The organism is Acidovorax sp. LjRoot66 (assembly GCF_964253305.1).
GTDB lineage: Bacteria > Pseudomonadota > Gammaproteobacteria > Burkholderiales > Burkholderiaceae_C > Acidovorax.
In genome coordinates this window covers 4569464-4595359 of record NZ_CAXUQU020000001.1, presented here as the reverse complement: position 1 = coordinate 4595359, position 25896 = coordinate 4569464, and the positions used below count along the sequence as shown (strand labels likewise).

The window sequence follows — 25896 nt, the reverse complement described above, 5'->3', positions numbered from 1 at the left end:
AGATCAGTTCGACAGCTCGCGCAGCAGCTCGGTTTCGATCTGGATCTGCCGCGCGTTGTTCTGCAGCTCGGGCCCCTGCACCAAAAAGGTGTCTTCCACCCGCTCGCCCAAGGTGCTGACCTTGGCCAGTTGCACGCTCAGGTGGTGGTTGGCGAGCACGCGGGCCACCAGGTAGAGCAGGCCCGCGCGGTCGCTGGCCGAGATGGCCAACAGCCAGCGCTGGGCCTTCTCGTCCGGGCGCAGGGTCACGCGCGGGGCTATGGGGAAGCTCTTGACCCGCCGCGACACGCGCTTGCGCGTGGGCTCGGGCAGCGGGCCGCCTTCCTCGATCACATGCACCAGGTCGCTCTCCACCATGTGGGTCAGCTCGCGGTAGTGGCCGGCTTGGTCGTCGGCCACGATCTGGAAGGTATCGAGCGCATGCTGGTTGTTGGCCGTGTGCACGCGCGCATCCAGGATGCTGAAGCCCGCGCGGTCGAAGTAGCCGCAGATGCGGGCGAACAGGTCTTCCTGGTCGGGCGCGTAGACCATCACCTGCAGGCCGTCGCCGGCCAGCGACTGGCGGGCACGCACCACGGCGCGCGGCGCGCCCACGTGGCGCGACAGGTGGCGCGTGTGCCAGGCGATGTCGGCGGCCTCGTGGCGCATGAAGTAGCTCACGTCCAGCGTGGCCCACAGGGCCTTGTGCGCCTCGAAGGGCAGGGCGCTCAGGGCCAGCAGCACCAGGGCCTCGCGCTTGCGCGCCTCGACCTCGGCGGCGGCATCGGGTGCCCGCCCGCCCAGGGCGCGCAAGGTTGCGCGGTACAGGTCTTCCAGCAGCTTGCCTTTCCAGGCGTTCCACACCTTGGGGCTGGTGCCGCGGATGTCGGCCACCGTCAGCAGGTACAGCGCCGTGAGGTAGCGCTCATTGCCCACGCGCTTGGCAAAGGCGGCGATCACGTCGGGGTCGCTCAGGTCTTCCTTTTGCGCGATGCGGCTCATGGCCAGGTGCTCGCTGACCAGGAATTCGACGAGCTGCGCATCCTCGCGGTCCACGCCGTGCTGGCGGGCGAACCGCCGCACCTCCATGGCGCCGATCTGCGAATGGTCGCCACCGCGGCCCTTGCCGATGTCGTGGAACAACGCGGCCAGGTACAGGATCCAGGGCTTGTCCCAGCCGCCGGCCAGTTGCGAGCAGAAGGGGTATTCGTGCGCATGCTCGGCCATGAAGAAGCGGCGCACGTTGCGCAGCACCATCAGGATGTGCTGGTCCACCGTGTAGACGTGGAACAGGTCGTGCTGCATCTGCCCCACGATGCCGCGAAACGCCCACAGGTAGCGCCCCAGCACCGAAGTCTGGTTCATGAGTCGCATGGCATGCGTGATGCCGGCGGGCTGCTGCAGGATGCGCATGAAGGCGGCGCGGTTCACCGGGTCGCTGCGAAAGGCCCCGTCCATCACGCTGCGGGCGTTGTACAGGGCCCGCAGGGTACGGGCCGACAGGTCCTTGAGCCCCACGGTGGTCTGGTAGAGCAGAAAGGTCTCCAGGATGGCGTGCGGGTCCTTCAGGTACAGGTCGTCGCTGGCCACCTCGATCAGGCCCGACTTCTCGAAGAAGCGCTCGTTGATGGGGCGCGGTTCGTGCGCCGAGGGGTTGAGCGACTCCTCGATGTTGAGCAGCAGGATCTGGCTGAGCTGCGAGACCGCCTTGGCCGCCCAGTAGTAGCGGCGCATCATGGCCTCGCTGGCGCGCATGGGCAGGCGTGAGCCGTCGGGCGCCTGCGAGCGGTAGCCGAAGGATTCGGCCACCGTGGTCTGCAGGTCGAACACCAGGCGGTCCTCGTGACGGCCGGCTGCGGCATGCAGGCGCGCGCGGATCAGGCACAGCACGGCCTCGTTGCGCTCAATCTGGCGCACCTCGAAGGCGGTGGCCATGCCGCTGGTGGCCAGCTCCTTCCAGGTGCTGCCCAGGCCGGCCGCGCGGGCCACCCACAGGATCATCTGCAGGTCGCGCAGGCCGCCGGGCGACTCCTTGCAGTTGGGCTCCAGCGCGTAGGGGGTGTTCTCGTACTTGTTGTGGCGCTGGCGCATCTCCAGCGTCTTGGCCACCAGAAAGGCCTGCGGGTCCATCTGTGCGCGGTACTGCACCTGGAACTGCGCGAACAGCCCGGTGCTGCCGCAGATCTGCCGCGCTTCGAGCAGCGAGGTCTGCACCGTCACGTCGGCGGCCGATTCGGCCAGGCATTCGGTAACGGTGCGTACGCTGGAGCCGATTTCCAGCCCCGCGTCCCAGCAGCTGCCGATGAAGGCTTCGAGCTGGGCCCGCAGCACGCTGCAGCCATCGGCGGCCCGGTCGTCGGGCAGCAGCAGCAGCACATCCACGTCGGAATACGGGAACAGCTGGTCGCGCCCGAACCCGCCCACCGCCACCAGGGCCAGGTCGGGGGGCAGCTCGGCTCGGTGCCAAAGCTCCTGCAGCAGGCTGCCGGCCAGGGTGGAAAGCTTGCGCAGCAGCACGCGGATGCCGCGCGTGGACGCGCCCGTGGCCTGGATGGAGGCCATCAGCGCCGCCTTGTCGCGGCGGTAGGCGTCCCGAAGGGCGTGGATTTCGGTCATGGACGATAGGGGCGTTGCAGTCGATATGGCCATGCAGTGTTCCACGCAAGAGTCGTGCGCAGCGGGGTTCCCGCTGACTTTTTATGTCTTTGTGGCGGTCACAAAGGACGGCAGCGGCGGCGAGCCGGCCGACAACGTCATCACCTCGTAGCCCGTCTCGGTGACCAGCACCGTGTGCTCCCACTGGGCAGACAGGCTATGGTCCTTGGTGACGATGGTCCAGCCGTCGTTGCCATGGTCCTTCACCTCGCGGCGTCCGGCGTTGATCATGGGCTCGATGGTGAACACCATGCCGGGCTTGAGTTCGTCGAGCGTGCCCGGCTTGCCGTAGTGCAGCACCTGGGGCTCTTCATGGAAGCGCTGGCCGATGCCGTGGCCGCAGAACTCGCGCACGATGGAAAACCCCAGGCCTTCGGCAAACTTCTGGATCGCGTGGCCGATGTCACCCAGGTGGGCGCCGGGCTTGACCTGCACGATGCCGTGCCACATGGCGTCGAAGGTCACCGCGCACAGGCGCTTGGCGGCGATGGAGGTTTCGCCGATCAGGTACATGCGGCTGTTGTCGCCGTACCAGCCCTCCTTGGTGATCACGGTGACGTCCACGTTCACGATGTCGCCCTTTTTCAGGGGCTTGTCGTTGGGAATGCCATGGCATACCACGTTGTTGACCGAGGTGCACAGCGACTTGGGGTAGGGCGGGTAGCCCGGCGGCTGGTAGCCCACCGTGGCCGAAATAGTGCCCTGCTGGACCATGCATTCGGCGGCCAGCCGGTCGATTTCGTTGGTGGTGATGCCGGGCTTGATGTGGGGGGCGATGTAGTCCAGCACTTCAGACGCCAGGCGGCAGGCGACGCGCATGCCCTCGATGTCCTGTGCAGTTTTGATGGTGATGCTCATGGAGGGGATTATCCCATTGCGGTGAAGAACCTGTTCACGACCTCGCAGGGGATCGCGTTGGAGCGCAATCGGGATGAGTGGATGCTTCGGATGCGCCGCATGGGCTCATGCCCATGCAAGCAGCCGGGGCCTCCAATCGCCCGATTTCGCTCCAACCCTTCGGGCAGTGGCCTTGGCGGGCGGTCTGCGGCGTTGCGGTGCTTGTTGATAGACGGGCTATCAACTGCACACCGCGCCTTGCATACCACCCGCCAAGGCCGCTGCGCGACCCCTGGGAGATCGTGAACAGGTTCTGCTGCCGCATGCGGTGGGGCGACGCCGGTTAAAATGGGAGGCTAACCGCCACCAAGCCTGCGTTTTTCGGATGGCGACGGCGCCCCCGTACCCCTCACACCCCAACAGGCCGCTACCGTGACCTTGCACATGACCACGCTGGCGGGCGGCAACGCCCTCAGCACCTTTCGCGCCCAGCAACTCCAGCCTGCCCTCGAGGCCATCCACCCCAAGATCACCGGCATCGCAGCGCGCTTCGTGCACCTGGTGGCCACCGATGCGGCACCTTCGGCGGTAGAGCAGGAGCGCCTGGCGGCCCTGTTGACCTACGGCGACCCCTACGCCGGCCCCGAAACCGGTGCCGTCATCGTCGTCACCCCGCGCCTGGGCACGCTCTCGCCCTGGGCCTCCAAGGCCACCGACATCGCGCGCAACTGCGGCATCGCGATCCGCCGCGTGGAGCGCATCACCGAATACCGCGTGGCTCTCAAGCCCGGCCTCTTGGGCGGCACGCCCGAGCTGAGCGCCGACCAGGTGGCCCAGGTCGCGGCCCTGCTGCACGACCGCATGACCGAATCGGTGGTGGCCGACCGCAGCGGCGCCGCAGCGCTGTTCACCGAGCTGCAGCCCGCCCCCATGGAGCATGTGGATGTGCTGGGCGGCGGCCGTGCCGCGCTGGAGGCCGCCAACACCCGCTTCGGCCTGGCCCTGGCCGAAGATGAGATCGAATACCTGGTCAACGCCTTCACCGGCCTGGCGCGCAACCCCAGCGACGTCGAGCTGATGATGTTCGCCCAGGCCAACAGCGAGCACTGCCGTCACAAGATTTTCAACGCCGAGTTCACCATCGACGGCGTGGCGCAGGACAAGAGCCTGTTCGGCATGATCCGCAACACCCACCAGCTGGCGCCCCAGCACACGGTGATTGCCTATTCGGACAACGCCTCGGTGATGGAAGGCCACCAGGTCGAGCGTTTCCTCGCGCGCATGGGCGATGCCGGCACGGTGGGCTATGCCAAGAGCGAGGCTCTCCAGCATGTGCTGATGAAGGTGGAAACGCACAACCACCCCACGGCGATCTCTCCCTTCCCCGGCGCATCCACCGGCGCGGGCGGTGAAATCCGCGACGAAGGCGCCACCGGCCGGGGCTCCAAGCCCAAGGCGGGCCTGACCGGCTTCACGGTCTCCAAGCTCTGGGGCAGCGAGGTCGGCAAGCCCGAGCACATCGCCAGCCCGCTGCAGATCATGGTCGAAGGCCCCCTGGGCGGCGCGGCGTTCAACAACGAATTCGGCCGGCCCAACCTGGCGGGCTACTTCCGCGAGTACGAGCAGAACGTGGGAGGCGTGCAGCGCGGCTACCACAAGCCCATCATGATCGCGGGCGGCGTGGGCGTGATCGACGCGGGCCTGACCAAGAAGATCGAATTCCCCGCCGGCTCGCTGCTGATCCAGCTGGGTGGGCCCGGCATGCGCATCGGCATGGGCGGCAGTGCCGCCAGCTCCATGGCCACCGGCACGAATGCAGCCGAGCTCGACTTCGACTCCGTGCAGCGCGGCAACCCCGAGATCGAGCGCCGCGCACAGGAGGTCATCAACCACTGCTGGGCGCAGGGCGATGCCAACCCCATCCTGGCCATCCACGACGTGGGTGCGGGCGGCCTGTCCAACGCCTTCCCCGAGCTGACCAACGACGCTGGCCGCGGCGCGCGCTTCGACCTGCGCGCCGTGCCGCTCGAAGAATCGGGCATGGCGCCCAAGGAAATCTGGAGCAATGAAAGCCAGGAACGCTACGTGCTGGCCATCGCCCCCGGTTCGCTGGCCCAGTTCCAGGCCTTCTGCGAGCGCGAGCGCTGCCCGTTCGCCGTGATCGGCACCGCCACCGAAGAGCGCCAGCTGGTGCTGGACGACACGGCCGTGGCCAGTGGCGACCAGAAGAACCCCGTCGATATGCCCATGAACGTGCTGCTGGGCAAGCCGCCCAAGATGCACCGCGACGTGGCCACGGTGGAGCGCCAGTTCGCCCCCATGGACCTCACCGGCGTGCCGCTGCAAAAGGCCGTGATCGACGTGCTGGCCCACCCCACGGTGGCGTCCAAGCGTTTTCTCATCACCATTGGCGACCGCACGGTGGGTGGCCTGTCGCACCGCGACCAGATGGTGGGCCCCTGGCAGGTGCCCGTGGCCGATTGCGCCGTGACCCTGGCCGACTACAAGGGCTTTGCCGGCGAGGCCATGAGCATGGGCGAGCGCACGCCGCTGGCCGCCATCAACGCCCCCGCATCGGGCCGCATGGCCGTGGCCGAGGCCATCACCAACCTGCTGGCCGCGCCCATCGAGCTGCCGCGCGTCAAGCTCAGCGCCAACTGGATGGCCGCCTGTGGCGAACCCGGTGAAGACGCGGCGCTGTACGCCACGGTGAAGGCCGTGGGCATGGAGCTGTGCCCGGCGCTGGGTATCTCCATCCCTGTGGGCAAGGATTCGCTGTCCATGCGCACGCAGTGGCAAGAGGGTGGCGACAAGAAGAAGGTCACCTCGCCCGTGAGCCTGATCGTCAGCGCCTTTGCCTCGCTGGCCGACGTGCGCGGCACGCTCACGCCGCAGCTCGACGCGACCGAAGCCGACACCACCCTGGTGCTGATCGACCTGGGCAAGGGCCAGAGCCGCATGGGCGGCAGCATCCTGGGGCAGACGCTGGACCAGAGCGGCGATGTGGTGCCCGACCTCGACGACCCGCAGGACCTGGTGAACCTGGTCAACGCCGTGAACGCGCTGCGCGCCAAGGGCCAGATCCTGGCCTACCATGACCGCAGCGATGGCGGCCTGCTGGCCGCTGCCGCCGAAATGGCCTTTGCCGGCCACGTGGGCGTGTCGCTCAATGTGGACCTGCTGGTCACCGAAGGCGACGGCATCAGCGACAGCCGCATGGAAACCGGCGACGCCAAGAACTGGGCCACCCAGGTCAGCGCGCGCCGCGAAGAACTCACGCTCAAGGCCCTGTTCAACGAAGAGCTGGGCGTGCTGCTGCAGGTGCGCACCGCCGAGCGCAACGACGTGATGCAACTGCTGCGCGAACACAATCTGTCGCGCTTCAGCCATTTCGTGGGCAAGACGCGGCCCGTGTCGTCCACCATCGACGCCGGCAAGGGCGAGCTGCAGGTCTGGCGCGATGCCAAGGCCGTGTTCAGTGCCCCGCTGGCCGACCTGCACCAGGTGTGGGACGCCGTGAGCTGGAAGATCTGCCAGCAGCGCGACAACCCCGCCAATGCCGATGCCGAGCACGCCGCCGCAGGCGCACCGGCCGACCCCGGCATGCACGTGCACCTCACGTTCGACACGGCCGACAACGTGGCCGCGCCCTACCTGAACCTGGCACGCCCCAAGGTCGCCATCCTGCGCGAGCAGGGTGTGAACTCGCACATCGAGATGGCCTACGCCTTCACCGAGGCGGGCTTCGAGGCCTACGACGTGCACATGACCGATCTGCAGACCGGCCGTGCCCAACTGGCGGACTTCAAGGGCGTGGTGGCCTGCGGTGGCTTCAGCTATGGCGACACCCTGGGCGCCGGCATCGGCTGGGCGCGCAGCATCACCTTCAACCCCGTGCTGGCGGCGCAGTTCCAGGGCTTCTTCGGCCGCGCGGACACCTTCGGCCTGGGCGTGTGCAACGGCTGCCAGATGTTTGCCGAGCTGGCCGACATCATCCCTGGCGCGCAGGACTGGCCGCGCTTCACCACCAACCAGAGCGAGCGCTTCGAGGCCCGCCTGTCGATGGTGGAGGTGCTCGAATCCCCGAGCCTGTTCTTCCAGGGCATGACCGGCAGCCGCCTGCCGATCGCCGTGGCGCATGGCGAGGGCTACGCCAACTTCCGCTACCGGGGCAATGCCGACAAGGCGATTGCCGCCATGCGCTATGTGGACAACCACGGCGCGGCCACCGAGCAGTACCCCTTCAATCCCAACGGCAGCGCGGGCGGCCTCACCGCCGTGACCACGGCCGACGGCCGCTTCACGGCCATGATGCCGCACGCCGAGCGCGTGTTCCGCAACGTGCAGATGAGCTGGACCAGCGAAGACCGCAGCCAGCTGAGCCCGTGGATGCGCCTTTGGCAAAATGCCCGCAAGTGGGTCGGCTGATCCGGTGGGTACGGCCGTTCAGGCCGTGACCGGGATCAAGGGACGGGGCTTCGGCCCCGTTTTTTCATGGGCGAGCCGTTTGCTGTCTCAACTGGCCAGTGCAGGCCGCTGGTAGACCAGCAGGCGGCCCTTGTAGGCCGGGCGGTCGTCCAGGGCCGGGTGGTCCAGGCGCTCTTCCACCACGGCGAATCGGTACACGGCCATCTGCTTGTGGAAGGCGCTGCGGTTGCCGCGATCCGGGTCCACGATCCAGATCTGGGCGCCCACGCCGGCGTGGCGGTCAATGAAGCCGGCCAGGGTGGCGCGTGCGTCGCGCTCGTAGAGCACGTCGCTGCCCATGATCAGGTCGAACTGGCCGCTCACGGTGCTGGCGGCGGTGCCGTCGCCCTCGGTGCCTTCGGGTGGGTTCCAGTGGCCGGCGCAGTATTTCATGGGCGGCAGGGCGTTCAGCCGCAGGTTCTCCAGCAAAAAGCGGTCGGCCAGCGGGTGTCCGTCGCTGGCAGTGATGTCCATGCCGCGCCGGTGGCACACCAGGCTGGCCAGGCCCAGGCCGCAGCCGATCTCCAGCACGCGCTCGCCCGCCTTCAGCGGCCGGGTGGCCATGCGCTCAGCCAGTTGCGTGCCCGAGGGCCACAGCATGCCGAACAGCGGCCACAGGGCCGACGAAATGCCGAGCCGCTCGGCTTCGCCCAGCGGGTCAGAGAACTGCTGCCTGTCCAGCAGCGAACGGATGATGAGATTCGCAGCGCCCGCGATCGGGACGCTGTCTTGCTTGGTGAGGTAGCCTGGCATGGCCCGGGCGAGAAGCCCGGTATCAAGGGACCCCAAAGGTTGGTGGTGCAGCGCCAAGTATGCGCCTTTTGGCCTGTAGGGGCTTCCTTGCGTGGCCCGCAATGGGCTCCTGGCCTACTTTGCATGTAGCCGTTGGACGCGTGGGGACGGACCCTGCGCATTGCTATAGTCGCGCATTCACCGCAATCGCAAGGACATTCCATGGCCGCTGGCAGCCTTTTAGCCCTGTTGGACGATATCGCCACCATCCTCGACGACGTCGCCCTTATGACCAAGGTGGCGGCCAAGAAGAGCGCCGCCATGGCCGACGACGTCTCGGTCATGACCAAGGTGGCCGCACAGAAGACGGCCGGCGTGCTGGGCGATGACCTGGCGCTCAACGCCCAGCAGGTCACCGGCGTGCGCGCCGAGCGCGAAATCCCGGTGGTCTGGGCCGTCGCCAAGGGCTCCATGGTCAACAAGGCCATCCTGGTGCCGGCAGCGCTGTTGATCAGCGCCTTCGCGCCCTGGGCCGTCACGCCGCTGTTGATGATCGGCGGCGCCTTCCTGTGCTTCGAGGGCTTCGAGAAGATCGCCCACAAGTTCCTGCACAGCGAGAGCAAGGACGAGGCCGAGCACGAAAGCCGTGCCCAGGCCAATGCCAACCCCGCCGTGGACCTCGTGGCCATGGAAAAGGACAAGATCAAGGGCGCCGTGCGCACCGACTTCATCCTCTCGGCAGAAATCATCGCCATCACGCTGGGCACGGTGGCTACGGCCTCGTTTGCGCAGCAGGTGGCTGTGCTGGTGGGCATCGCGGTCATCATGACCATAGGCGTCTATGGACTGGTGGCCGGCATCGTCAAGCTCGACGACCTGGGCCTGTGGCTCAACAACAAGCGCAGCGCCGTGGCCAAGGCGCTGGGCACGGGCATCGTCAATGCGGCCCCCTGGCTCATGAAATTTTTGTCTATCGCCGGCACGGCCGCCATGTTCCTGGTGGGCGGTGGCATTCTGGTGCACGGCATTCCGGCCCTGCACCATGCCGTGGAGGGGGCTGGCGCTGCAGCCGGCACCTGGCCTGCGGGCGCTCTTTGGGGCGGGCTGATCTCCAATCTGCTGAATGCGGTGGTGGGCATCGTCGCGGGTGGCCTGGTGGTGGCTGTGGTGACCGCCGTGCAAAAAATGCGTGGCAAGGGCGCGGCCGCGCACTGAAGTGAAGCACCCCCTGAGGCGCTGCGCGCCTTCACCCCTCTCTCGACTCGCTACGCGATTCGGGAGGGGGACGCCCCCAGCGCGGCGGGGCGGCCCTTGCGCGGGGGCGCTGGCTTAGGCCGCGCCAGTTTCATGCGCCGCAGGTGGCGCACAGATTGTTGATCCAGATCGAAGCCTGGGCGCTGGGTCGGTGGCGCGCCGCGCCAGCGCTGCCGATGGTTGATCTGTGGCAAGGCGCATCGGTGCGCGTGGGGGCCCAATGCATGCACGGGGGTCGTCCCCGTGCAACCGCATCGAATCGCTCCCATGAAGAACAACAAGCTGCTGAACCTGGCCCTGGTGGCCGCCTGCGCGCTGGCATCCGGCGCCACCATGGCGCAAGAATCCGAAGGCCCCTGGCTGGTGCGCGCCCGCGCTGTGAACCTGGCCAGTGCCAACAAGGACACCACCGGCCTGGGCCTGTCGATCAACGACAAGGTGATCCCCGAGGTCGACGTCTCCTACTTCTTCACCAAGAACATCGCCGCCGAACTGGTCCTCACCGTGCCGCAGAAGCACGATGTGCGCGCCAGCACGCTCGGCGGCAAGATCGGCACGCTCAAGCACCTGCCGCCCTCGCTGCTGCTGCAGTACCACTTCGACGCCCCCGGCTTCAAACCCTATGTGGGCGCGGGACTGAACTACACGCGCTTTTCCAGCGTGCACCTGCCTGCCGGCGTGGGCATCGACAAGAGCAGCTGGGGCGGCGCGCTGCAGGTAGGGGTGGACATTCCCCTGTCGAAGAACCTGGTCCTGAACCTAGATGTGAAGAAGGTCTACATCCAGGCCGACGTGTTCGCTGGCGGCGCCAAGGCGGGGACTTTCAAAGTGGATCCGGTGCTGGTCGGCATCGGCCTGGGCTACCGGTTCTAGGCGCTACGGCGGTAGAACGCCAAAGACCCGGCCAGCGCCAACAGCGCCCCGCCGCAGCAGCGGTCGAGCCAGAGCACGGCGCGGCGGTGCAGCAACTGCACCGCCTTCGCGCCCACGATGGCATAGGCCAGCATCACCGCGAAATCCAGGCCGGCGAACACCACCGCAATGGCTGCGTACTGCGGCCACTGCGGCGCATTCGCGTCGATGAACTGCGGCAGCAGGGCCGAGCAGAACAGATAGCCCTTGGGGTTGGTGACCGCCACCAGGAACGACTTGGCAAAGACGCTGCGGGCCGTCACGCCCTCGGCACCGCCGGCCTGCGACAGGTCCAGCCCGCCCTGCGAGCGCAGCAGGCGCACGCCCAACCAGGCCAGGTACGCCGCCCCCACCCACTTGACGACGGAGAACCAGAACTCCGAGGCCGCCAGCAGCGCGCCCAGGCCCAGCGCCACGGCGCCCACCAGCACGAAGTCCGACGCCACCGCGCCCAGCATGCCCGGCACCGAGCGGCGCACGCCATAGCGCGAGCCATTGGCCAGCGCCAGCAGCACCGTGGGCCCGGGTGTGGCAATGGCCACCAGGGCCACCAGCGCAAAGACCAGCAGCGTGGCGAGGCTCATGCCAGCACCGGGCCGCAGCCTTGTGGTTTGTGCACGCGTTCGGTCGATGCGGGAAACTTCGCGAGCTTGGACGCCGGCCGGCGCGGGCGCTGCAGCAGCTCACCGCCGCAGTTGGGGCAGATGCCGCCCAGTGGGCCGCCCGCACAGGTGCTGCAGAAGGTGCACTCGAAGGTGCAGATGCGCGCGGCAGTCGTATCAGGGGGCAGGTCTTTGTCGCAGCATTCGCAGCTGGGGCGCATCTGGAGCATGGCGGGGCCTCGGGTGGTCGGTAGACCGCTCACTCTATGCGCAGCCGCCTTGCCCGGCAAGATACAGACAGCTGCTGCCTACAGCGCCGTCTGTACTGCTGCTGCCCGCGTGCTCAGCCCGCCGGGGTAGCCATCGGCGCGGGCGTTTTCGGCTCGGTGCCTGGCGGTGGACGCAGGGGGCCATCGTCGAGCGCCCACATGCGCCGCCACAGCCAGGGCAGGGCGGTCTCCAGGTCGGGGCGCTGCAACTCCTGGCGGGCCTTGGCCGTGCCGGCCAGCACCTGCTGTGGCGTGCCGATGTCGAAGTGGAATGAGTACGCAGGCTCCATGCCCATGCGCAGGTCGGTGATGTAGACATGCCCACCCGCCTCGTTCATGCGGTAGAAGCCGTGGGTGAAGCGCGAGAGGCGCTGCACATGCGCGTTGCCCTGGTAGGTGGCGAACAGGTCTGCGCCGCGCTCATGGCGCGTCCAGCGCATGGGCTGCTGGCTGCCATCGGCCAGTGAGCGAAAGCCCTCCAGGTAGTGCGTGGGCGTCATCGCCACCACGCGCCACAGCACGGCAGAGAAGGGTGCGGGCGTCACCAGCACGCGCTCTGCAGTGATGCCCTCTGACTGCAGCGATGCACGCGCAATGCCCTCCACATGCTGCTGCGCCAGCACGCCACAGCCCAGGTAGGCGGTGCTGAACACCAGTGCCCAGGCATTCCAGCGCAGGCCCCGCCTGCCGTCACGCCCGCGCGCCACCAGCGCGGCCACCACCCCGATGATCAGCGGCACGGTGTACAGCGGGTCGATGATGAACACGCTGCCCACGCCGTAGGGGTGGTTGGTGAACGGGTACAGCAGCTGCGTGCCATAGACGGTCATCGCATCGAGCAGCGGGTGCGTGACCAGCGCCAGCCACAAGGCCAGCCACCAGCGCAGCATGTGTGGCATTTCGCCATGCAGGCGCGCCACCAGCCAGGCCAGCGGGCCTGACAAAAGTGTGAGGTTGAGCAGGGCATGGCTGCTGCTGCGGTGCAGCACCATGTTGAGCATGGCATCGCCATGGTCGATGAAGGCATCCAGGTCGGGCAGGGTGCCGGCCACGGCGCCCCAGAAGACGGCTTTCCACGCGGCGGTGCGGCGGCCCATGGTGGCGAGGGTAACGGCGGCGCCCAGGGCGATCTGGGTCAATGAATCCATGGGGCGGGGTGTCCTTGTCTGGTGTATTTGTGGCAAAGATGTGTCTGCAAGCGAAATGCGGGCCAGCCACAACAGGGCTTGCCGCGCCTGCTCGGGGACGACATCATGGTGGCATGGCCCGATGACAGGAAAGCCTGCGCAGTTGCGCCCAAGCAGCGCCATCCAGGATGCCCCATGATCAGGCACATGCGCGCTCGTCCTACTTTGGGGCCCTGGCCCCGCCGCTAACCTACCGAACCATGGCCCACGCACTCCTCCAGAAACCGTCGCCCTTGCTTCCAACCCAGGGCGCGCCGCGCCAAACGGGCTGGAATGCCAAGCCACCCCACCTGGCCTTCGAAGCCTTCGAGGGGCTGGCCCCCGAGCCAGACAGCGCGCAGGCCCCCGTATCCGCGCTGGCAGACCAGTCCGTATTCGACGAGATTACCGAGGGCCTGCTGCAGCAGCCCGCCACCATCTCGCCCAAGTATTTTTACGACCAGCTCGGCTCGGAGCTCTTCGAGTCCATCACCCGACTGCCCGAGTACTACCCCACCCGCACCGAGCATGCGGTGATGCAGCAGCACGCCGCCGCCATTGCAGACGCCGTGGGCCACGGCCGTACGCTGATTGAACTGGGCGCTGGCAACTGCGAAAAGGCGCGCACCCTGTGCCGCACGTTGGCACCGGCCTGCTTTGTGGGCGTGGACATCTCGGCCGACTTTCTGCAGGACGCCGTGGCCCGCATGCGCGAAGAGTTCCCCGGCATGGACGCCCGCGCCGTGGGCGCCGACATGACGCGCGGCGTCACCCTGCCGGCCGACATCCCGCGCACCGGGCGGCTGGTGTTCTACCCCGGTTCGTCCATCGGCAACTTCGACCCGCCGCACGCGCTGATGCTGCTCGAACAGATGCGCGACCTGGTAGACGGCGAGGGCGAACCGCATGCCAACGGCGGCCTGCTCATCGGCATCGACCTGCCCAAGGATGTGGACGTGCTGGAGGCCGCGTACGACGATGCCGCCGGCGTTACCGCTGCCTTCAACCTCAATGTGCTCACGCACGTGAACCGCCTTATCGGCAGCAATTTCGACCCCGCGCAGTGGCGCCACCTGGCCTTCTTCAACACCCTGCAGTCGCGCATTGAAATGCACCTGCAGGCCATGTCGCCCCTGCAGGTGCGCTGGCAGGGCGGCGGTGTACGCGACTTTGCGGCGGGCGAGTGCATCCACACCGAGAACAGCTACAAGTACACGCTGCCCGCATTCACCGACCTGCTGGCGCGCGCCGGCTTCTCGCGTGCCCAGGCCTGGACCGATCCGCGTGGCTGGTTTGCGGTGGTGCATGCGCAGCCTTGACACGCGGCTTGCGCCGCCACCACTGCACGGCAACGCTGGGTTGCCCGAGCGATTTTCCCAGCCGAACGCCGCCACGCTGGGGCACACTGGCAGGATGATGAACACGCTGGCGACGACGACGAACCCGCCCCTTCAGCCCGCAGACTACGCCGCCGTGCGCCAGCGCTCGGTGGAGCTGGCGGCCCCGCTGTCGGCGGAAGACGCCTGCGCCCAGTCCATGCCCGACGCCAGCCCCGCCAAATGGCACCTGGCGCACACCACCTGGTTCTTCGAGACCTTTGTGCTGGAGCCGCATGAACTGGCGTTTGCGCCGTTCCATTCCGCGTTCCGCGTGCTGTTCAACTCGTACTACAACGGCGTGGGCGCCAAGCACCCGCGCGCGCAGCGCGGCCTGCTCACACGCCCCTCGCTGGCCGAGGTGCTGGCCTACCGCGCCAATGTGGACGAGCGCATGCAGCGCCTGCTGGCCCGCCACGCAGGCAACGCCAAGCTGCTGGCCCTGGTGGAGCTGGGCCTGCACCACGAACAGCAGCACCAGGAGCTGCTGGTCACCGACATCAAGCACCTGCTCTCGTGCAACCCGCTGTTCCCGGCGTACCACGCGCTCCAGCCGGCCGCAGGTAGCGGCCCCGCCCAGCCCCTCACCTGGCACCGCAGCGACGGCGGCGTGGTCGAAATCGGCCATGCCGGCAACAGCAACAATAACAACGGCATTTTTGCCTTCGACAACGAGCTGCCGCGCCACCGCGTCTACCTGCAGCCCCACGCCCTGGCATCGCGCCTGGTGAGCAATGGCGAATATGCCGCCTTCATCGAAGACGGCGGCTACCGCAACCCCGCGCACTGGCTGGCCGAAGGCTGGGACTGGCGCACCGCGCAAGGCCTTGAACAACCAATTTACTGGCACCGCGAAGGGCAGGGCGGTGGCGATGATGCGTGGCACGAATTCACCCTGGCCGGCCTCGTACCCCTGGCCAGCGCACTGCCCGCCGTGCACCTGTCGTACTACGAAGCCGACGCCTACGCCCGCTGGGCCGGCGCCCGCCTGCCCACCGAGGCCGAATGGGAATGCGCCGCCGCGCGCCAGCCCCTGCAGGGCCATTTTGCCGATGGCCCCGATGCACTGCTGCACCCCGGTGCGGCCGAGGGCGGGGGCATGGCGCAGATGTTCGGCGACGCCTGGCAGTGGACCCAGTCGAGCTACGCCCCGTACCCCGGCTTCCGCACGGCCGAGGGCGCCGTGGGTGAGTACAACGGCAAGTTCATGGTCAACCAGTATGTACTGCGCGGGGGCTCGTGCGCCACGCCTGCGGGGCATGTGCGGGCCACGTACCGCAACTTCTTTCCGGCGACTGCGCGGTGGCAGTTTTCGGGGGTGCGGTTGGCAAGGGATGTGTAGATTCACGCACTGAATTGGAAGAGCGCCGTCTCTTAGGCAGCGCTCGGTTCGCCTGTGACCAACGTCGGGTACTGAACACGCGTTGGAAAATGCCAACCGCTCTTGTAAAAATTCTTTTCAGTCCCCCACCTGTGTGAAACTTTAAGCATGGCTGGCCAGCGTAGGCGGGACCAGCTTGTCAAAAGAAGCGATTCACAAAGAGAGGGTGGGATATGCAGACTTGGTTTGCCAGGGTGGTGGTTGCGTGCACGTTGCTGTTTGTGGGGGCGGCAAACGCGCAAAGCAATTTCAAAGACTCCTGTGTCGAGGGAGGTCCAAATGGCTACATGACCTGTCGGCTCAAACCGGATGGATTTACTGACTGGGGGTATGGCTCTGGCTACGGAGTGGCTCCTCCCGATTCGGGAAGTAGCTATGCGACAGAGGACAAGGCGGTTCAGGAGACCCTCAATTACCTGATATACACCAACCCGAATTATGGAAATATGTGTCAATTTTCCTACTCAGTAGGAGGGGTTGAAGTTATTGACCGTGATCAGTTTATCCAATCTAAAGAGCCCCTTTTCCAGTATGCACCGCTGACCATTACATATGGATGGAAAAGCGGCACCACATGCCGCGATGTGAGTTCAAGCATCGTCAAGGTCTATGCTTCACGTGCAATTACTTGCAATCATCCATGGAGTGGCACTGCAGGATATTGGGCTTTGGACAAGCAGACCTACATGTGCGTCAACCCGGTGGCGAAAACTCCTCCGCCATGCGAGACATGTCCGCAAATCGCCCTAAAAGGCAACCCCATTTTGGTGACCACCCGAGAAAAGATCGAGTCGGTGGTTGACCTGGTCAACGCCGGCCCCATGCCACTGGAGTTTCGCCGCCTGTACCGCAGCCACCGCGCGCGCGATAAAAAACTCTGGTTCGGCACCTATTTCAAAAAAAGCGCCAGCCAGGACTCCCTCGGTGACGGCTGGCTCCACAACCACGACATTTACCTGGCGTCCGCCAAATCCAGCGATGGCACCGCCATCCACTCAAGCAGCGCTACCCGCAGCGGGCAGGAAAGCGGGTTTGACCTGGGCAGTGGCTTCGCACTGGTCCGTGTGCACATGGGCGACGGCACCTTCAATTACTTTCACCGACAGAATGGCGACTCGGCATTCATCGGTCGCAACAAGCTTCACACGCTGGTTAAGGACGGTAATCGCTGGGTCTTTGACGATACAGAAAACGAGAGGCGCTATGTCTTCAGTGAAAAAGGCCTGCTTGTGGAGCAAATCTACCGCAATGGCTGGCGCCTGAGCTATGGTTACGATTCGGGCAATCGCCCCGCGTCGGTGACCAACAATTTCGGGCAAAGCCTGGGGTTCGTGTATTCCGGTGTAGGCAAGCTCGTGAGCGTTACCAGCAACGACCAGCGCAGCGTATCGTTCACCTACACGGACGCCGGTGCCCTCAAGACAGTTCGGCAAGCCGACGGCACCACCAGCGAGTATGTGTACACCGTCAGCACGCCAACGGTGGGCTCATTGCTCGCGGGCCGGATTGACGAGCATGGACAACGGCATTCCACCTTCAAGTACGACGAAGAGGGCTTTGCATTCAGCACGGAAAAGGCGGGAGGTGTCGACAAATATTCGGTACCTTATGTGGATGGATTTGTAGATCCGTTGGGAACCTCGCGTAGCCATAGCTTCCGCGTCTATGGCAATGAACTGGTGTATACCGGTTCATCCTTGGCTTCAGCATCGCCAAGCGATCCACCTATTAAATCCCGCACCATACGGGAAGACGGATTGCCTGCTCAGAAGTATGACCAGGAGTACAACGAAACCACCTATGAATGGGATGCACCACGCCGCTTGCCGATCTCCATCACCGAAGCTCCTGGCAAGCCAGAAGTCCGTGCTACCAACTTCATCTGGCACCCGCAATGGCGTTCGCCCTCCACCGTCTCGGTGCCGGGCCGTGGCATCGTCAACTACACCTATGACACGTTCGGCAATGTACTGACCCAGACAGAGGTGGGTGCCACCGCCAGCAATACCTGGGCCTGGACCTACCATGTGAGCGGGCTGGTTGCCACCGAGAAGGCGCCCAACGGCGCCGTCACCATCTACCAGTACGACGGCGCAGGCAACCTCACCAGCGCCACCAACGCGCTGGGGCATGTGGATGCCTACACGTACGACAGCACGGGCCGGGTGCTGACCCATACCGCGCCCAATGGCTTGGTCACGGCCTACACCTATGACCCTCGCGGCAATGTGCTGACCCTCAATCGTGGCGGCTTGGTCACCACCTTTACCTACAGGGTCAGCGGCGAGGTTGCCACCGTCATTTTGCCGCATGGCCACCGCATCACATACAACTACGATGGCGCGCACCGCCTGAATGGATGGACAGACAACCGCGGAGCGTCAGCCACATACGTGCTCGATGCCATGGGCAATCGCACGGTAGAGGAGGTGCGCGCCGGCAACGGTCAATTAGCATGGCGGTTGGCGCGCACGATGAGCTACATCAACCGTGTAGAAACCACGACCTTGGGCGATTCCGCAGAGCCACTAACCTATTGGCAGGACGGCAACGGGGATATGACGAGACAGTCGCAGACGATGGGCGGCGTTCCCCACACCGAGTTCTACGGGCGCGATCCAGTTCGGCGGGTCAAGAGCATTACGAATGCGGCCAATGCCACCGCCAGCCTCACCTACAGCGGTGCGGACGCCATCACCCAGGCCAAGGATTTCAATGGCATAGCCACGGACTACACCCGTGATTTTCAGGGCAACGCTACCAGCGAATCCAGCCTCGATAGCGGCAACCAAACCGCCCAGTACGACGCCCTGGGCCTGCCCAGCAGCATCACCAATGCCCTTGGCCAGGCAACGACGATCACCCGCGACCTGCTGGGCCGCCCCACGTCCATCGTGCACACAGGCGGCACCACCACCCTGCGCTACGACCAGACCCCGGCCAGCAAGGGCTACCTCAGCGAGATCGAGGATTCGAGCGGCCTGACCACCTACCAGCGCGATGCGCACGGCCGCGTAGTGAGCCAGACCCAAAAGCTCATCAACAACGACACCCGCACCCTGGCCTACAGCTACAACGCCACTACGGGTCTCTTGGCCAGCACCACCTACCCCGGCGGCCAGGCCCTGCAGAACGTCTACGACGCCACCGGCCAACTCACTGGCCTGACATGGGCTGGCCAGCCCATTGTCAGCAGCATTGCATGGACGCCTCTGGGGCAGCCCACCGGCTGGAACTGGAACCTGGCAGGCAGCGCAGCCGCCATTCCCGCCGCTCGCTCCTACGATACGGCTGGAAGGCTCAAGAGCACCGAATTCAGCAACTACGTTTACGACGAAGGGGGCCGCATCACCGCCTTGACACAGATGCTGCGCTATCCTGTCGAGAGTGACCCGCAAGGCAGCAGCACCCTGCAAGCAGAGTTCGGCTGGACCGTGAAATACGACCGCGCAGGCCGCATCATCGGCTTCAACCGGCACGCCTACCCTGGCATGCCGGTCGACACCACCACCTACACCTACGACGCCAACGGCAACCGCACCACCAGCACCCAGGAGCGCGCAGGCACCACCACCAACCGCACCTACGCCGTCACCGCCAACCGCCAGACCGCCTTCAGCCAGACCAAGTCCGGCCCTGGCGGCACCGCCAACACCCTGGTCGACTTCCAGTACAACGTCGCCGGTGACCTGCTGACCGACGGCCTGCGCACCTTCCAGTACGACAGCCAGGAACGCCTGGAAAAAGTCACCACCGGCACGGGAGCAGACGCCCCCAGCACCCAGTACGCCCACAACGCCCTGGGCCAGCGCGTGTTCAAGACCGAGCCGCTGTTTGCCAGCGGATCAGGATCAGGCAGCACCACCAGTGGCAAGAACCTCAACAACCTCCTGGCCGACCCCGAAGACCAGGAAGAAGCGGAAAAAGAAAAGGAACAGGACAAAGGCCTGATCCAGACCGCCTACGAATTCTTCACCCGCCTGTGGAGCCCCGGCAGCAGCGACGCGCAAAAGCTCGGCTTCGCATATGTCTACGGCCAGGACGGCACCCTGCTGGGCGAATACGGCATGGGCGGCAGCAACAGCACCGGCACCACCCAGTACATCTACCTGCCCACGGCCAACGGCCCCATGCCCATTGCTGCCATCGTCAATGGGGTTGCCTATGCCGTGCACAGCGACCACCTGAACACCCCGCGCAAGCTCACCCAGCCCGACGGCCAGGTGGCCTGGCAATGGGCCTACAGCGCCTTCGGCGACGAACAGCCCACCCTGGGCGCCAAGCGCTTCACCAACGAAACCACCAGCCCCACCACGGGTAGCACCCCCATCCCCGAGGTGACCTTCAACCTGCGCTACCCGGGGCAGTATTACGATAAGGAAAGCAACCTGCACTACAACTACTTCCGCAGCTACAGCGCGGAGCGGGGGCGGTATACGCAGGCGGATCCGATTGGGCTGGATGGTGGATTCAATCGGTTTGGGTATGTGGATGGGGATGCTCTTGATTTTTCGGATCCTTTTGGACTTTCCAAGAAAAAAATATTTCCATACTTTGATCGATCTAATAATTTCAATGAGGCTTGGCTACGAGCAAATAACTGCTATTCCTATGTTCTAGGGCGCAGCGGTCGTTTGAGCCATAGGTTTGGGGGAGGTGGTGGTTTAGATCCGGGTGAAATTTCGGGTGAAAAATTCTCGCAACTCATTTGTGAAAATATATTTGATGCGGCTCGTCGAGACGGCGCAGTATCGACTGAAAGTGACGGTTTTTGTCCGGCGGGTCACCACCAAGCCAAGCTATTTATAAGAGAAGGACGATATTTTGATATAGGTGGGGACTATCATTGGCATCGCCAAGATAGTAATGGAAGCTGGTCTGACAAGCCGGGAGGGCATGCTGCGCGTAATTTGGGATACTCGCCGTTGCCTCCGTCAAACTATCCAGTTCAATGTGGCTCTATATGCATAAAAAACTAATTTTCATAATTTTGCTTTTTGTATTTTGGACTGCAGTAGCTCAAGACGCGCCGATCAAGTTTAAGGACGCAGAGGCTGCCAAAATTTGGGTTAAAAAGAACTATGAAAACCAAGAGAGTGAGAGATATCGATTGGAAAAAGATAAGCGCCTATTCGATGTATATGCCATCTATGGGCGCAACGGGTCTGGAATCGAAAGGGTTCACGGCTGGTTTTTTATGTGCGTAGCCGGTGTTGGCTGCCATTTGTTGGGAATGGCGGATCTAGGAGGTGGCAGCACGCTCGTGAAGGACCCGGAGGTGTATGTTGAGGGTAGATACTTAGTTATAAAGCAGGACGCAAAATTTATCATCAAATTTGATCTTGCGGGGAATTAGGAGAACTCTTTCAGCCCACTTTTCAGCCCGGTTTGCCAATGGTTGGCGGTGGCCGCCGTGGACATGGGTGTGTTGCTTCACACATCCCGGCGTCCGCAAGTTCCAATAGCGAGGCTGGTCAGACCGATCCCAGCGCTTGCTCCAGATCCGCCTTCAGGTCGTCGACGTGCTCAATCCCCACCGACAACCGCACCATCCCCTCACTCACCCCCGCCTTGGCCAGTTCATCGGGGTTGAGCTGGCGGTGCGTGGTCGATGCCGGGTGCGTTGCCAGTGACTTCGCATCGCCGATGTTCACCAGGCGGGTGAACAGCTGCAGCGCATCGAGAAAACGCGCCCCTGCTGCCCGCGGATCGGCATCGCTGTTCTTTACACCAAAGCTCAAAATACCCGACGCCCGCCCACCCAACTGGCGCTGCACCAGCGCATGGTCCGGGTGGTCGGGCAGGCCGGCGTAGCGCACCCATTCGACCTTGGGGTGGGCCTGCAGGTACTGGGCAATGGCCAGGGTGTTGTCGCAGATGCGGTCCATGCGCAGGGCCAGGGTCTCAATGCCTTGCAGGATAAGAAAGGCGTTCTGCGGTGCCAGCGCGGCTCCCGTATTGCGCAGGGGCACTACGCGGGCGCGGCCGATGAAGGCGGCGGGGCCCAGGGCTTCGGTGTAGACCACGCCGTGGTAGCTCACGTCGGGCTCGTTGAGGCGCGGGAAGCGGGCCTTGTGCTCGGCCCAGGGGAACTTGCCGCTGTCCACAATCGCCCCGCCCACGCTGTTGCCGTGGCCGCCCAGGTACTTGGTGAGCGAGTGCACCACGATGTCGGCGCCGTGTTCGATGGGGCGCAGCAGGTAGGGGCTGGGCACGGTGTTGTCCACGATGAGTGGCACGCCATGGTCGTGCGCGACCTTGGCCAGGGCGGCGATGTCGGTCACGTTGCCCAGGGGGTTGCCGATGCTTTCGATGAAGATGGCCTTGGTGCGCGCGTCGATGTGCTGGGCAAAGCTGGCCGGGTCGCGCGGATCGGCAAAGCGGGTGGTGATGCCTTGCTGGGGCAGGGTGTGGGCGAACAGGTTGTACGTACCCCCGTAAAGAGTACTCGCGGACACGATGTTGTCGCCCGCCTCGGCAATGGTCTGGATGGCGTAGGTGATGGCCGCCATGCCCGATGCCACGGCCAGCGCGGCAATGCCGCCCTCCAGCGCCGCGACGCGCTTTTCAAGCACGTCGTTGGTCGGATTCATGATGCGGCTGTAGATGTTGCCCGGCACCTTGAGGTCGAACAGGTCGGCGCCGTGCCGCGCGCTGTCGAAGGCGTAGGCCACCGTCTGGTAGATGGGTACGGCGACTGCTTTTGTCGTTGGGTCGGGGCTGTAGCCGGCGTGCACGGCCAAGGTTTCGATCTGCATGGTTGGCTTGTCTCTTGGAAAGGGGTGGTGCGAATGGGCAAGGCACCCCAAGTGGGGCGCCTGAACCATTCTTCCACCGCCCCTCCCGAGGCAGATCGAATCGTTTCGTATGTGCTTATGCGGCCAGCGATGGCAGGGGTGGACCTGCCAGGCCGGCGCCCCGCTCAGCTGCCCTGCTGCGGCCGCGTGCGGTAAAAGTTCATCGGCGCCTCGCGCGCCTGGGTGTTGAGCACCTGGCGCTTGATCTTGCCCACCACGTGCATCTCGCAGGGCTTGCAGTCAAAGCGCAGGGTCAGTTTTTCCTTGCCGTTGATGAGCATCAAGGGCTCGGCCTTGATGGTGCCCTGCACGCCGGTGACGCCCTTGGCCTGCTTGGGGCACAGGCTCATAGAGAAGCGCACGCAATGCTTGGTGATCATGAGGCTGACTTCGCCTTCTTCCTCGTGCGCCTCGTAGGTCGCATCGATCACCTTCACCCCGTGGCGCACGTAGAAGTCGTGCGCCTTGTGGTTGAACACGTTGCCCAGAAAACTCAGCGTGTCCTCGGGGTACAGGGCCGGGGGCTCCACCGGGGTGGCGCGCTGCAGGCGCGTAAAACCCTTGGCGCGGTTGGCCTCCAGGTCCGCCAGCGCGTCGCGGCGCAGGGCGTTGACGGCCGATGCGGGGATGAACCAGGGTGCTGACAGCTGCAGGCCCACGTCGTTCACCGCGAAGATGGTGGCGCCAAAGCGGGCCAGGTGCTCGCGCAGGCTGGCGTCGGCCTGGGTGGCGTCGGTGGCCGGCTGGTGCGCGTGGTCCAGTTGCGCGCCGCCGGCATAGCCGTCTTCGTCGGTCAGGGTCAGCGCAAAGCCGGTCGGCGTTTCGGACAGGTAGACCCACAGGCCGATGCGGCGGTCGCTCGACTTCTTGTCGAGCGTGCGCACCCAGTCCATGTCGCGGTTGCGGTTGATCTCGGTGCCTTTGCGCAGGTCCTTGAAGCCTTCCATCGGGTCTTTGGGGAACACGCGCCACTGGGTGGTGCTGCGCGGCGACACGGGCTCGGCCCGGTTGATGGCCATGCCCACCAGGTCCTTGTGCAGGTCGTAGTAGCACAGGCCGTCGCCGTTGTGCAGCACGGTGGCAGGGCTGCTCACTTCCAGCTCCACGAAATCTGCGCCCACCTTGGTCACCCAGCCGATGGCCTGGCCGGGGTTCTTGGGGGTGTCGAAGGCGCCGATGTCCTGCTTGCGGCCGGTGACGAAGTAGTCGGTGAACTCGCGGTTGAAGTTCTGCAGCGGGTCGGGCGTGAAGGTAAACGTGGTGCGCCCGCTCGATGATCGCGACAGCGGGTGGCCCGAGGACTCGCGCTCCTCCATGATGCCGTCGATGATGGTGCGGTAGTGGGCGGTGATGTTCTTCACATAGCCCATGTCCTTGTAGCGGCCTTCGATCTTGAAGCTGCGCACGCCGGCATCGATCAGGGCGCGCATGTTGTCGCTCTGGTTGTTGTCCTTCATGCTGAGCACGTGCTTGTCGTGCGCTATGAAGCGGCCCTGCGCATCTGTCACCTGGTAGGGCAGGCGGCAGGCCTGGCTGCAGTCGCCGCGGTTGGCGCTGCGGCCGGTCTGCGCATGGCTGATGTTGCACTGGCCGCTGTAGGCCACGCACAGCGCGCCGTGGATGAAGAACTCGATGTTGGCGCGCCCCGGCGCATCCACCGGGCCCAAGGCCTTGTGGACGGCTGCGATCTGCTGCACCGTGAGTTCGCGCGCCAGCACGATCTGCGACAGCCCCGCGTCCTGCAGAAAGCGCGCCTTCTCGGGCGTGCGGATGTCGGTCTGCGTGCTGGCATGCAGCTGGATGGGCGGCATGTCGATTTCGAGCAGGCCCATGTCCTGGATGATCAGCGCATCGGCCCCGGCCTCGTACACCTGCCAGGCCATCTTGCGCGCGTCTTCCAGCTCATCGTCGCGCAGGATGGTGTTGAGCGTGATGAAGATGCGGCTGTTGAAGCGGTGTGCGTGGCGCACCAGGCGCGCAATGTCACGAATGTCGTTGCCCGCCCCGGCGCGCGCGCCGAAGGCCGGGCCGCCGATGTAGACGGCGTCGGCACCGTGGTTGATGGCTTCGATGCCAATGTCCGCATCGCGCGCAGGCGCGAGCAGTTCGAGCTGGTGGGGCAAGAGAGACATGGGGCGGAATTATCCCAGGGCCCGCCACTTCGGGTCCAATGGGATTCCAATTAGCTCGACTAATACTGTATGCAATTCTGTTGTGCAAGTCTGGTGTGCTGAAGACGGGATAGGATGGCGGCGCCTGGCCGGAAACCCTGGCCAGCGCTTTCTCCCTTGTTCTTGTTCATCCGGAGTTTTGCCTGTGTCCTTTGCTTCCCGTTCGCGCTTTCACCTCTCTCTGGTTGCTGCGGCAGCCGCCACCGTTGCCTGCACCGCCGCCCTGGCGCAGGACGTGCAGGTCGTCAAGATCGCCCATGCGGGCCCGCTGTCGGGTGGCATTGCCCATATCGGCAAGGACACGGAAAACGGCGTGCGCCTGGCGCTCGATGACCTGAATGCGCAGAACCTGGTGATTGGCGGCAAGAAGATCCGATTCGAGATCGCCGCCGAAGACGATGCGGGCGACCCGCGCCAGGCCACGGCCGTGGCGCAGAAGCTGTGCGACCAGAAGGTGGCCGGCGTGGTGGGCCACCTGCAATCGGGCACCTCCATCCCCGCCGCATCGGTGTACGACAAGTGCGGCGTGCCGCACATCACGGCCGCCGCCACCAACCCTGACCTGACCAAGCCCGGCTACAAGACCACCTACCGCCTGATAGCCAACGACAGCGCGCTGGGCGCGGCACTGGCCATCTTCGCGGCCGACCACCTCAAACTCAAGTCCGTGGCCATCATCGACGACCGCACGGCCTACGGCCAGGGCGTGGCCTCGGTCTTCAAGGCCACGGCGCAGCAAAAGGGCCTCACGGTGGTGGGCGAGGAGTTCACCACCGACAAGGCCACGGACTTCATGGCCATCCTCACCGCCATCAAGAACAAGAAGCCCGATGCCATCTTCTACGGCGGCCTCGATGCCCAGGCCGGCCCCATGCTGCGCCAGATGGAACAGCTGGGCCTGGGCGGTGTGAAGTTTTTCGGCGGCGATGCGCTGTGTACCGAAAAGCTACCCGAGCTGGCCGGCAAGACGCCGGCCCTCAAGAACGTGACCTGCGCCACGGGCGGCGCCTCGGTGGCCAAGATGCAGGGCGGCGCCGACTGGAAGAAGCGCTACGACGCCAAGTTCCCCGGCCAGTTCCAGATCTACAGCCCCTACGCCTACGACGCGGCCATGGTGCTGGTCGATTCCATGAAGCGCGCCAACTCGGTGGACCCCAAGGTGTTCATCCCCTTCATCGGCAAGACCGAGTACAAGGGCGTGACGGCGAACATCGCCTTCACGGCCAAGGGCGAGCTGACCACGCCTGCCGTGACGCTGTACACGTACAAGGACGGCAGCCGCGTAGCGCTGAACTGAT

The 25896-nt window shown here is 65.1% G+C and carries 16 protein-coding genes; 8 read left to right on the top strand and 8 right to left on the bottom strand.

All coding sequences use genetic code 11. From position 1 onward, the window contains the following. Positions 1 to 3 precede the first annotated feature (3 nt). Complete coding sequence (locus ACSQ3Y_RS21555) at positions 4 to 2595, bottom strand: [protein-PII] uridylyltransferase (RefSeq protein ID WP_436178827.1); 2592 nt, start codon at positions 2593 to 2595, stop codon at positions 4 to 6. A gap of 81 nt (positions 2596 to 2676) precedes the next feature. Next, positions 2677 to 3492, bottom strand: coding sequence for a type I methionyl aminopeptidase (gene map, locus ACSQ3Y_RS21550; RefSeq protein ID WP_057203586.1), 816 nt, complete (start codon positions 3490 to 3492; stop codon positions 2677 to 2679). Between the two features lie 411 nt (positions 3493 to 3903). Between map and purL the strand changes: the two genes are divergently transcribed. Beyond that, on the top strand, positions 3904 to 7899 hold the full coding sequence (gene purL, locus ACSQ3Y_RS21545) for a phosphoribosylformylglycinamidine synthase (protein WP_436178826.1): 3996 nt from the start codon (positions 3904 to 3906) through the stop codon (positions 7897 to 7899). Between the two features lie 87 nt (positions 7900 to 7986). Here the strand turns inward: purL and ACSQ3Y_RS21540 are convergent, their stop codons facing one another. Next, a complete protein-coding gene (locus ACSQ3Y_RS21540) occupies positions 7987 to 8691 on the bottom strand; it encodes a class I SAM-dependent methyltransferase (RefSeq protein WP_436178825.1) in 705 nt (234 codons plus the stop codon). Positions 8692 to 8892: 201 nt separating this feature from the next. Here ACSQ3Y_RS21540 and ACSQ3Y_RS21535 point away from each other — a divergent pair, with 201 nt between their 5' ends. After that, a complete protein-coding gene (locus ACSQ3Y_RS21535; protein WP_436178824.1) occupies positions 8893 to 9885 on the top strand; it encodes a DUF808 domain-containing protein in 993 nt (330 codons plus the stop codon). Positions 9886 to 10191: 306 nt separating this feature from the next. Beyond that, the gene (locus ACSQ3Y_RS21530) at positions 10192 to 10797 is read left to right on the top strand and encodes an OmpW/AlkL family protein (RefSeq protein ID WP_436178823.1); all 606 of its coding nucleotides are present in this window, start codon (positions 10192 to 10194) and stop codon (positions 10795 to 10797) included. Here ACSQ3Y_RS21530 and ACSQ3Y_RS21525 read toward each other — a convergent pair. The 3 genes from ACSQ3Y_RS21525 to ACSQ3Y_RS21515 all read right to left on the bottom strand — a co-directional run bounded on the left by ACSQ3Y_RS21525 (position 10794) and on the right by ACSQ3Y_RS21515 (position 12855). Beyond that, positions 10794 to 11420, bottom strand: coding sequence for a LysE family translocator (locus tag ACSQ3Y_RS21525; RefSeq protein ID WP_305743286.1), 627 nt, complete (start codon positions 11418 to 11420; stop codon positions 10794 to 10796). The genes ACSQ3Y_RS21530 and ACSQ3Y_RS21525 overlap by 4 nt on opposite strands. Next, positions 11417 to 11668, bottom strand: coding sequence for a DUF1272 domain-containing protein (locus ACSQ3Y_RS21520; protein WP_322596572.1), 252 nt, complete (start codon positions 11666 to 11668; stop codon positions 11417 to 11419). The genes ACSQ3Y_RS21525 and ACSQ3Y_RS21520 overlap by 4 nt, the downstream gene beginning before the upstream one ends. A gap of 113 nt (positions 11669 to 11781) precedes the next feature. After that, positions 11782 to 12855 carry a metal-dependent hydrolase gene (locus ACSQ3Y_RS21515; protein ID WP_436178822.1) on the bottom strand — a complete coding sequence of 358 codons (1074 nt, stop codon included), beginning with the start codon at positions 12853 to 12855 and terminating at the stop codon, positions 11782 to 11784. Between the two features lie 239 nt (positions 12856 to 13094). Here ACSQ3Y_RS21515 and egtD point away from each other — a divergent pair, with 239 nt between their 5' ends. From egtD to ACSQ3Y_RS21495, 4 genes are all read left to right on the top strand, one after another. Further along, on the top strand, positions 13095 to 14192 hold the full coding sequence (gene egtD, locus ACSQ3Y_RS21510) for an L-histidine N(alpha)-methyltransferase (protein WP_436178821.1): 1098 nt from the start codon (positions 13095 to 13097) through the stop codon (positions 14190 to 14192). A 94-nt stretch (positions 14193 to 14286) separates the two neighbouring features. Further along, on the top strand, positions 14287 to 15591 hold the full coding sequence (gene egtB / locus ACSQ3Y_RS21505; RefSeq protein WP_436180153.1) for an ergothioneine biosynthesis protein EgtB: 1305 nt from the start codon (positions 14287 to 14289) through the stop codon (positions 15589 to 15591). A gap of 212 nt (positions 15592 to 15803) precedes the next feature. Then, positions 15804 to 20609 carry an RHS repeat-associated core domain-containing protein gene (locus ACSQ3Y_RS21500; RefSeq protein WP_436178820.1) on the top strand — a complete coding sequence of 1602 codons (4806 nt, stop codon included), beginning with the start codon at positions 15804 to 15806 and terminating at the stop codon, positions 20607 to 20609. Beyond that, on the top strand, positions 20594 to 20986 hold the full coding sequence (locus tag ACSQ3Y_RS21495) for a hypothetical protein (RefSeq protein WP_436178819.1): 393 nt from the start codon (positions 20594 to 20596) through the stop codon (positions 20984 to 20986). Before ACSQ3Y_RS21500 ends, ACSQ3Y_RS21495 begins: the two co-directional genes overlap by 16 nt. A gap of 118 nt (positions 20987 to 21104) precedes the next feature. Here ACSQ3Y_RS21495 and ACSQ3Y_RS21490 read toward each other — a convergent pair whose 3' ends face one another. Then, positions 21105 to 22388 carry an O-acetylhomoserine aminocarboxypropyltransferase/cysteine synthase family protein gene (locus ACSQ3Y_RS21490; protein WP_436178818.1) on the bottom strand — a complete coding sequence of 428 codons (1284 nt, stop codon included), beginning with the start codon at positions 22386 to 22388 and terminating at the stop codon, positions 21105 to 21107. A gap of 164 nt (positions 22389 to 22552) precedes the next feature. Further along, a complete protein-coding gene (locus tag ACSQ3Y_RS21485) occupies positions 22553 to 24559 on the bottom strand; it encodes a peptidase U32 family protein (protein WP_436178817.1) in 2007 nt (668 codons plus the stop codon). 220 nt (positions 24560 to 24779) lie between these two features. Between ACSQ3Y_RS21485 and ACSQ3Y_RS21480 the strand changes: the two genes are divergently transcribed. Beyond that, positions 24780 to 25895, top strand: coding sequence for a branched-chain amino acid ABC transporter substrate-binding protein (locus ACSQ3Y_RS21480; protein WP_436180152.1), 1116 nt, complete (start codon positions 24780 to 24782; stop codon positions 25893 to 25895). The last annotated feature ends 1 nt before the right edge of the window (position 25896 follow it).

Bases quoted from the DNA above. Each gene is read 5' to 3' on its own strand.
- map (WP_057203586.1), bottom strand. From the start codon at position 3,492: ATGAGCATCACCATCAAAACTGCACAGGACATCGAGGGCATGCGCGTC.
- ACSQ3Y_RS21515 (WP_436178822.1), bottom strand. From the start codon at position 12,855: ATGGATTCATTGACCCAGATCGCCCTGGGCGCCGCCGTTACCCTCGCC.
- ACSQ3Y_RS21490 (WP_436178818.1), bottom strand. From the start codon at position 22,388: ATGCAGATCGAAACCTTGGCCGTGCACGCCGGCTACAGCCCCGACCCA.
- ACSQ3Y_RS21555 (WP_436178827.1), bottom strand. From the start codon at position 2,595: ATGACCGAAATCCACGCCCTTCGGGACGCCTACCGCCGCGACAAGGCG.
- ACSQ3Y_RS21540 (WP_436178825.1), bottom strand. From the start codon at position 8,691: ATGCCAGGCTACCTCACCAAGCAAGACAGCGTCCCGATCGCGGGCGCT.
- ACSQ3Y_RS21500 (WP_436178820.1), top strand. From the start codon at position 15,804: ATGCAGACTTGGTTTGCCAGGGTGGTGGTTGCGTGCACGTTGCTGTTT.
- ACSQ3Y_RS21520 (WP_322596572.1), bottom strand. From the start codon at position 11,668: ATGCTCCAGATGCGCCCCAGCTGCGAATGCTGCGACAAAGACCTGCCC.
- egtD (WP_436178821.1), top strand. From the start codon at position 13,095: ATGGCCCACGCACTCCTCCAGAAACCGTCGCCCTTGCTTCCAACCCAG.
- ACSQ3Y_RS21485 (WP_436178817.1), bottom strand. From the start codon at position 24,559: ATGTCTCTCTTGCCCCACCAGCTCGAACTGCTCGCGCCTGCGCGCGAT.
- ACSQ3Y_RS21525 (WP_305743286.1), bottom strand. From the start codon at position 11,420: ATGAGCCTCGCCACGCTGCTGGTCTTTGCGCTGGTGGCCCTGGTGGCC.
- ACSQ3Y_RS21535 (WP_436178824.1), top strand. From the start codon at position 8,893: ATGGCCGCTGGCAGCCTTTTAGCCCTGTTGGACGATATCGCCACCATC.
- egtB (WP_436180153.1), top strand. From the start codon at position 14,287: ATGATGAACACGCTGGCGACGACGACGAACCCGCCCCTTCAGCCCGCA.
- ACSQ3Y_RS21495 (WP_436178819.1), top strand. From the start codon at position 20,594: ATGCATAAAAAACTAATTTTCATAATTTTGCTTTTTGTATTTTGGACT.
- ACSQ3Y_RS21530 (WP_436178823.1), top strand. From the start codon at position 10,192: ATGAAGAACAACAAGCTGCTGAACCTGGCCCTGGTGGCCGCCTGCGCG.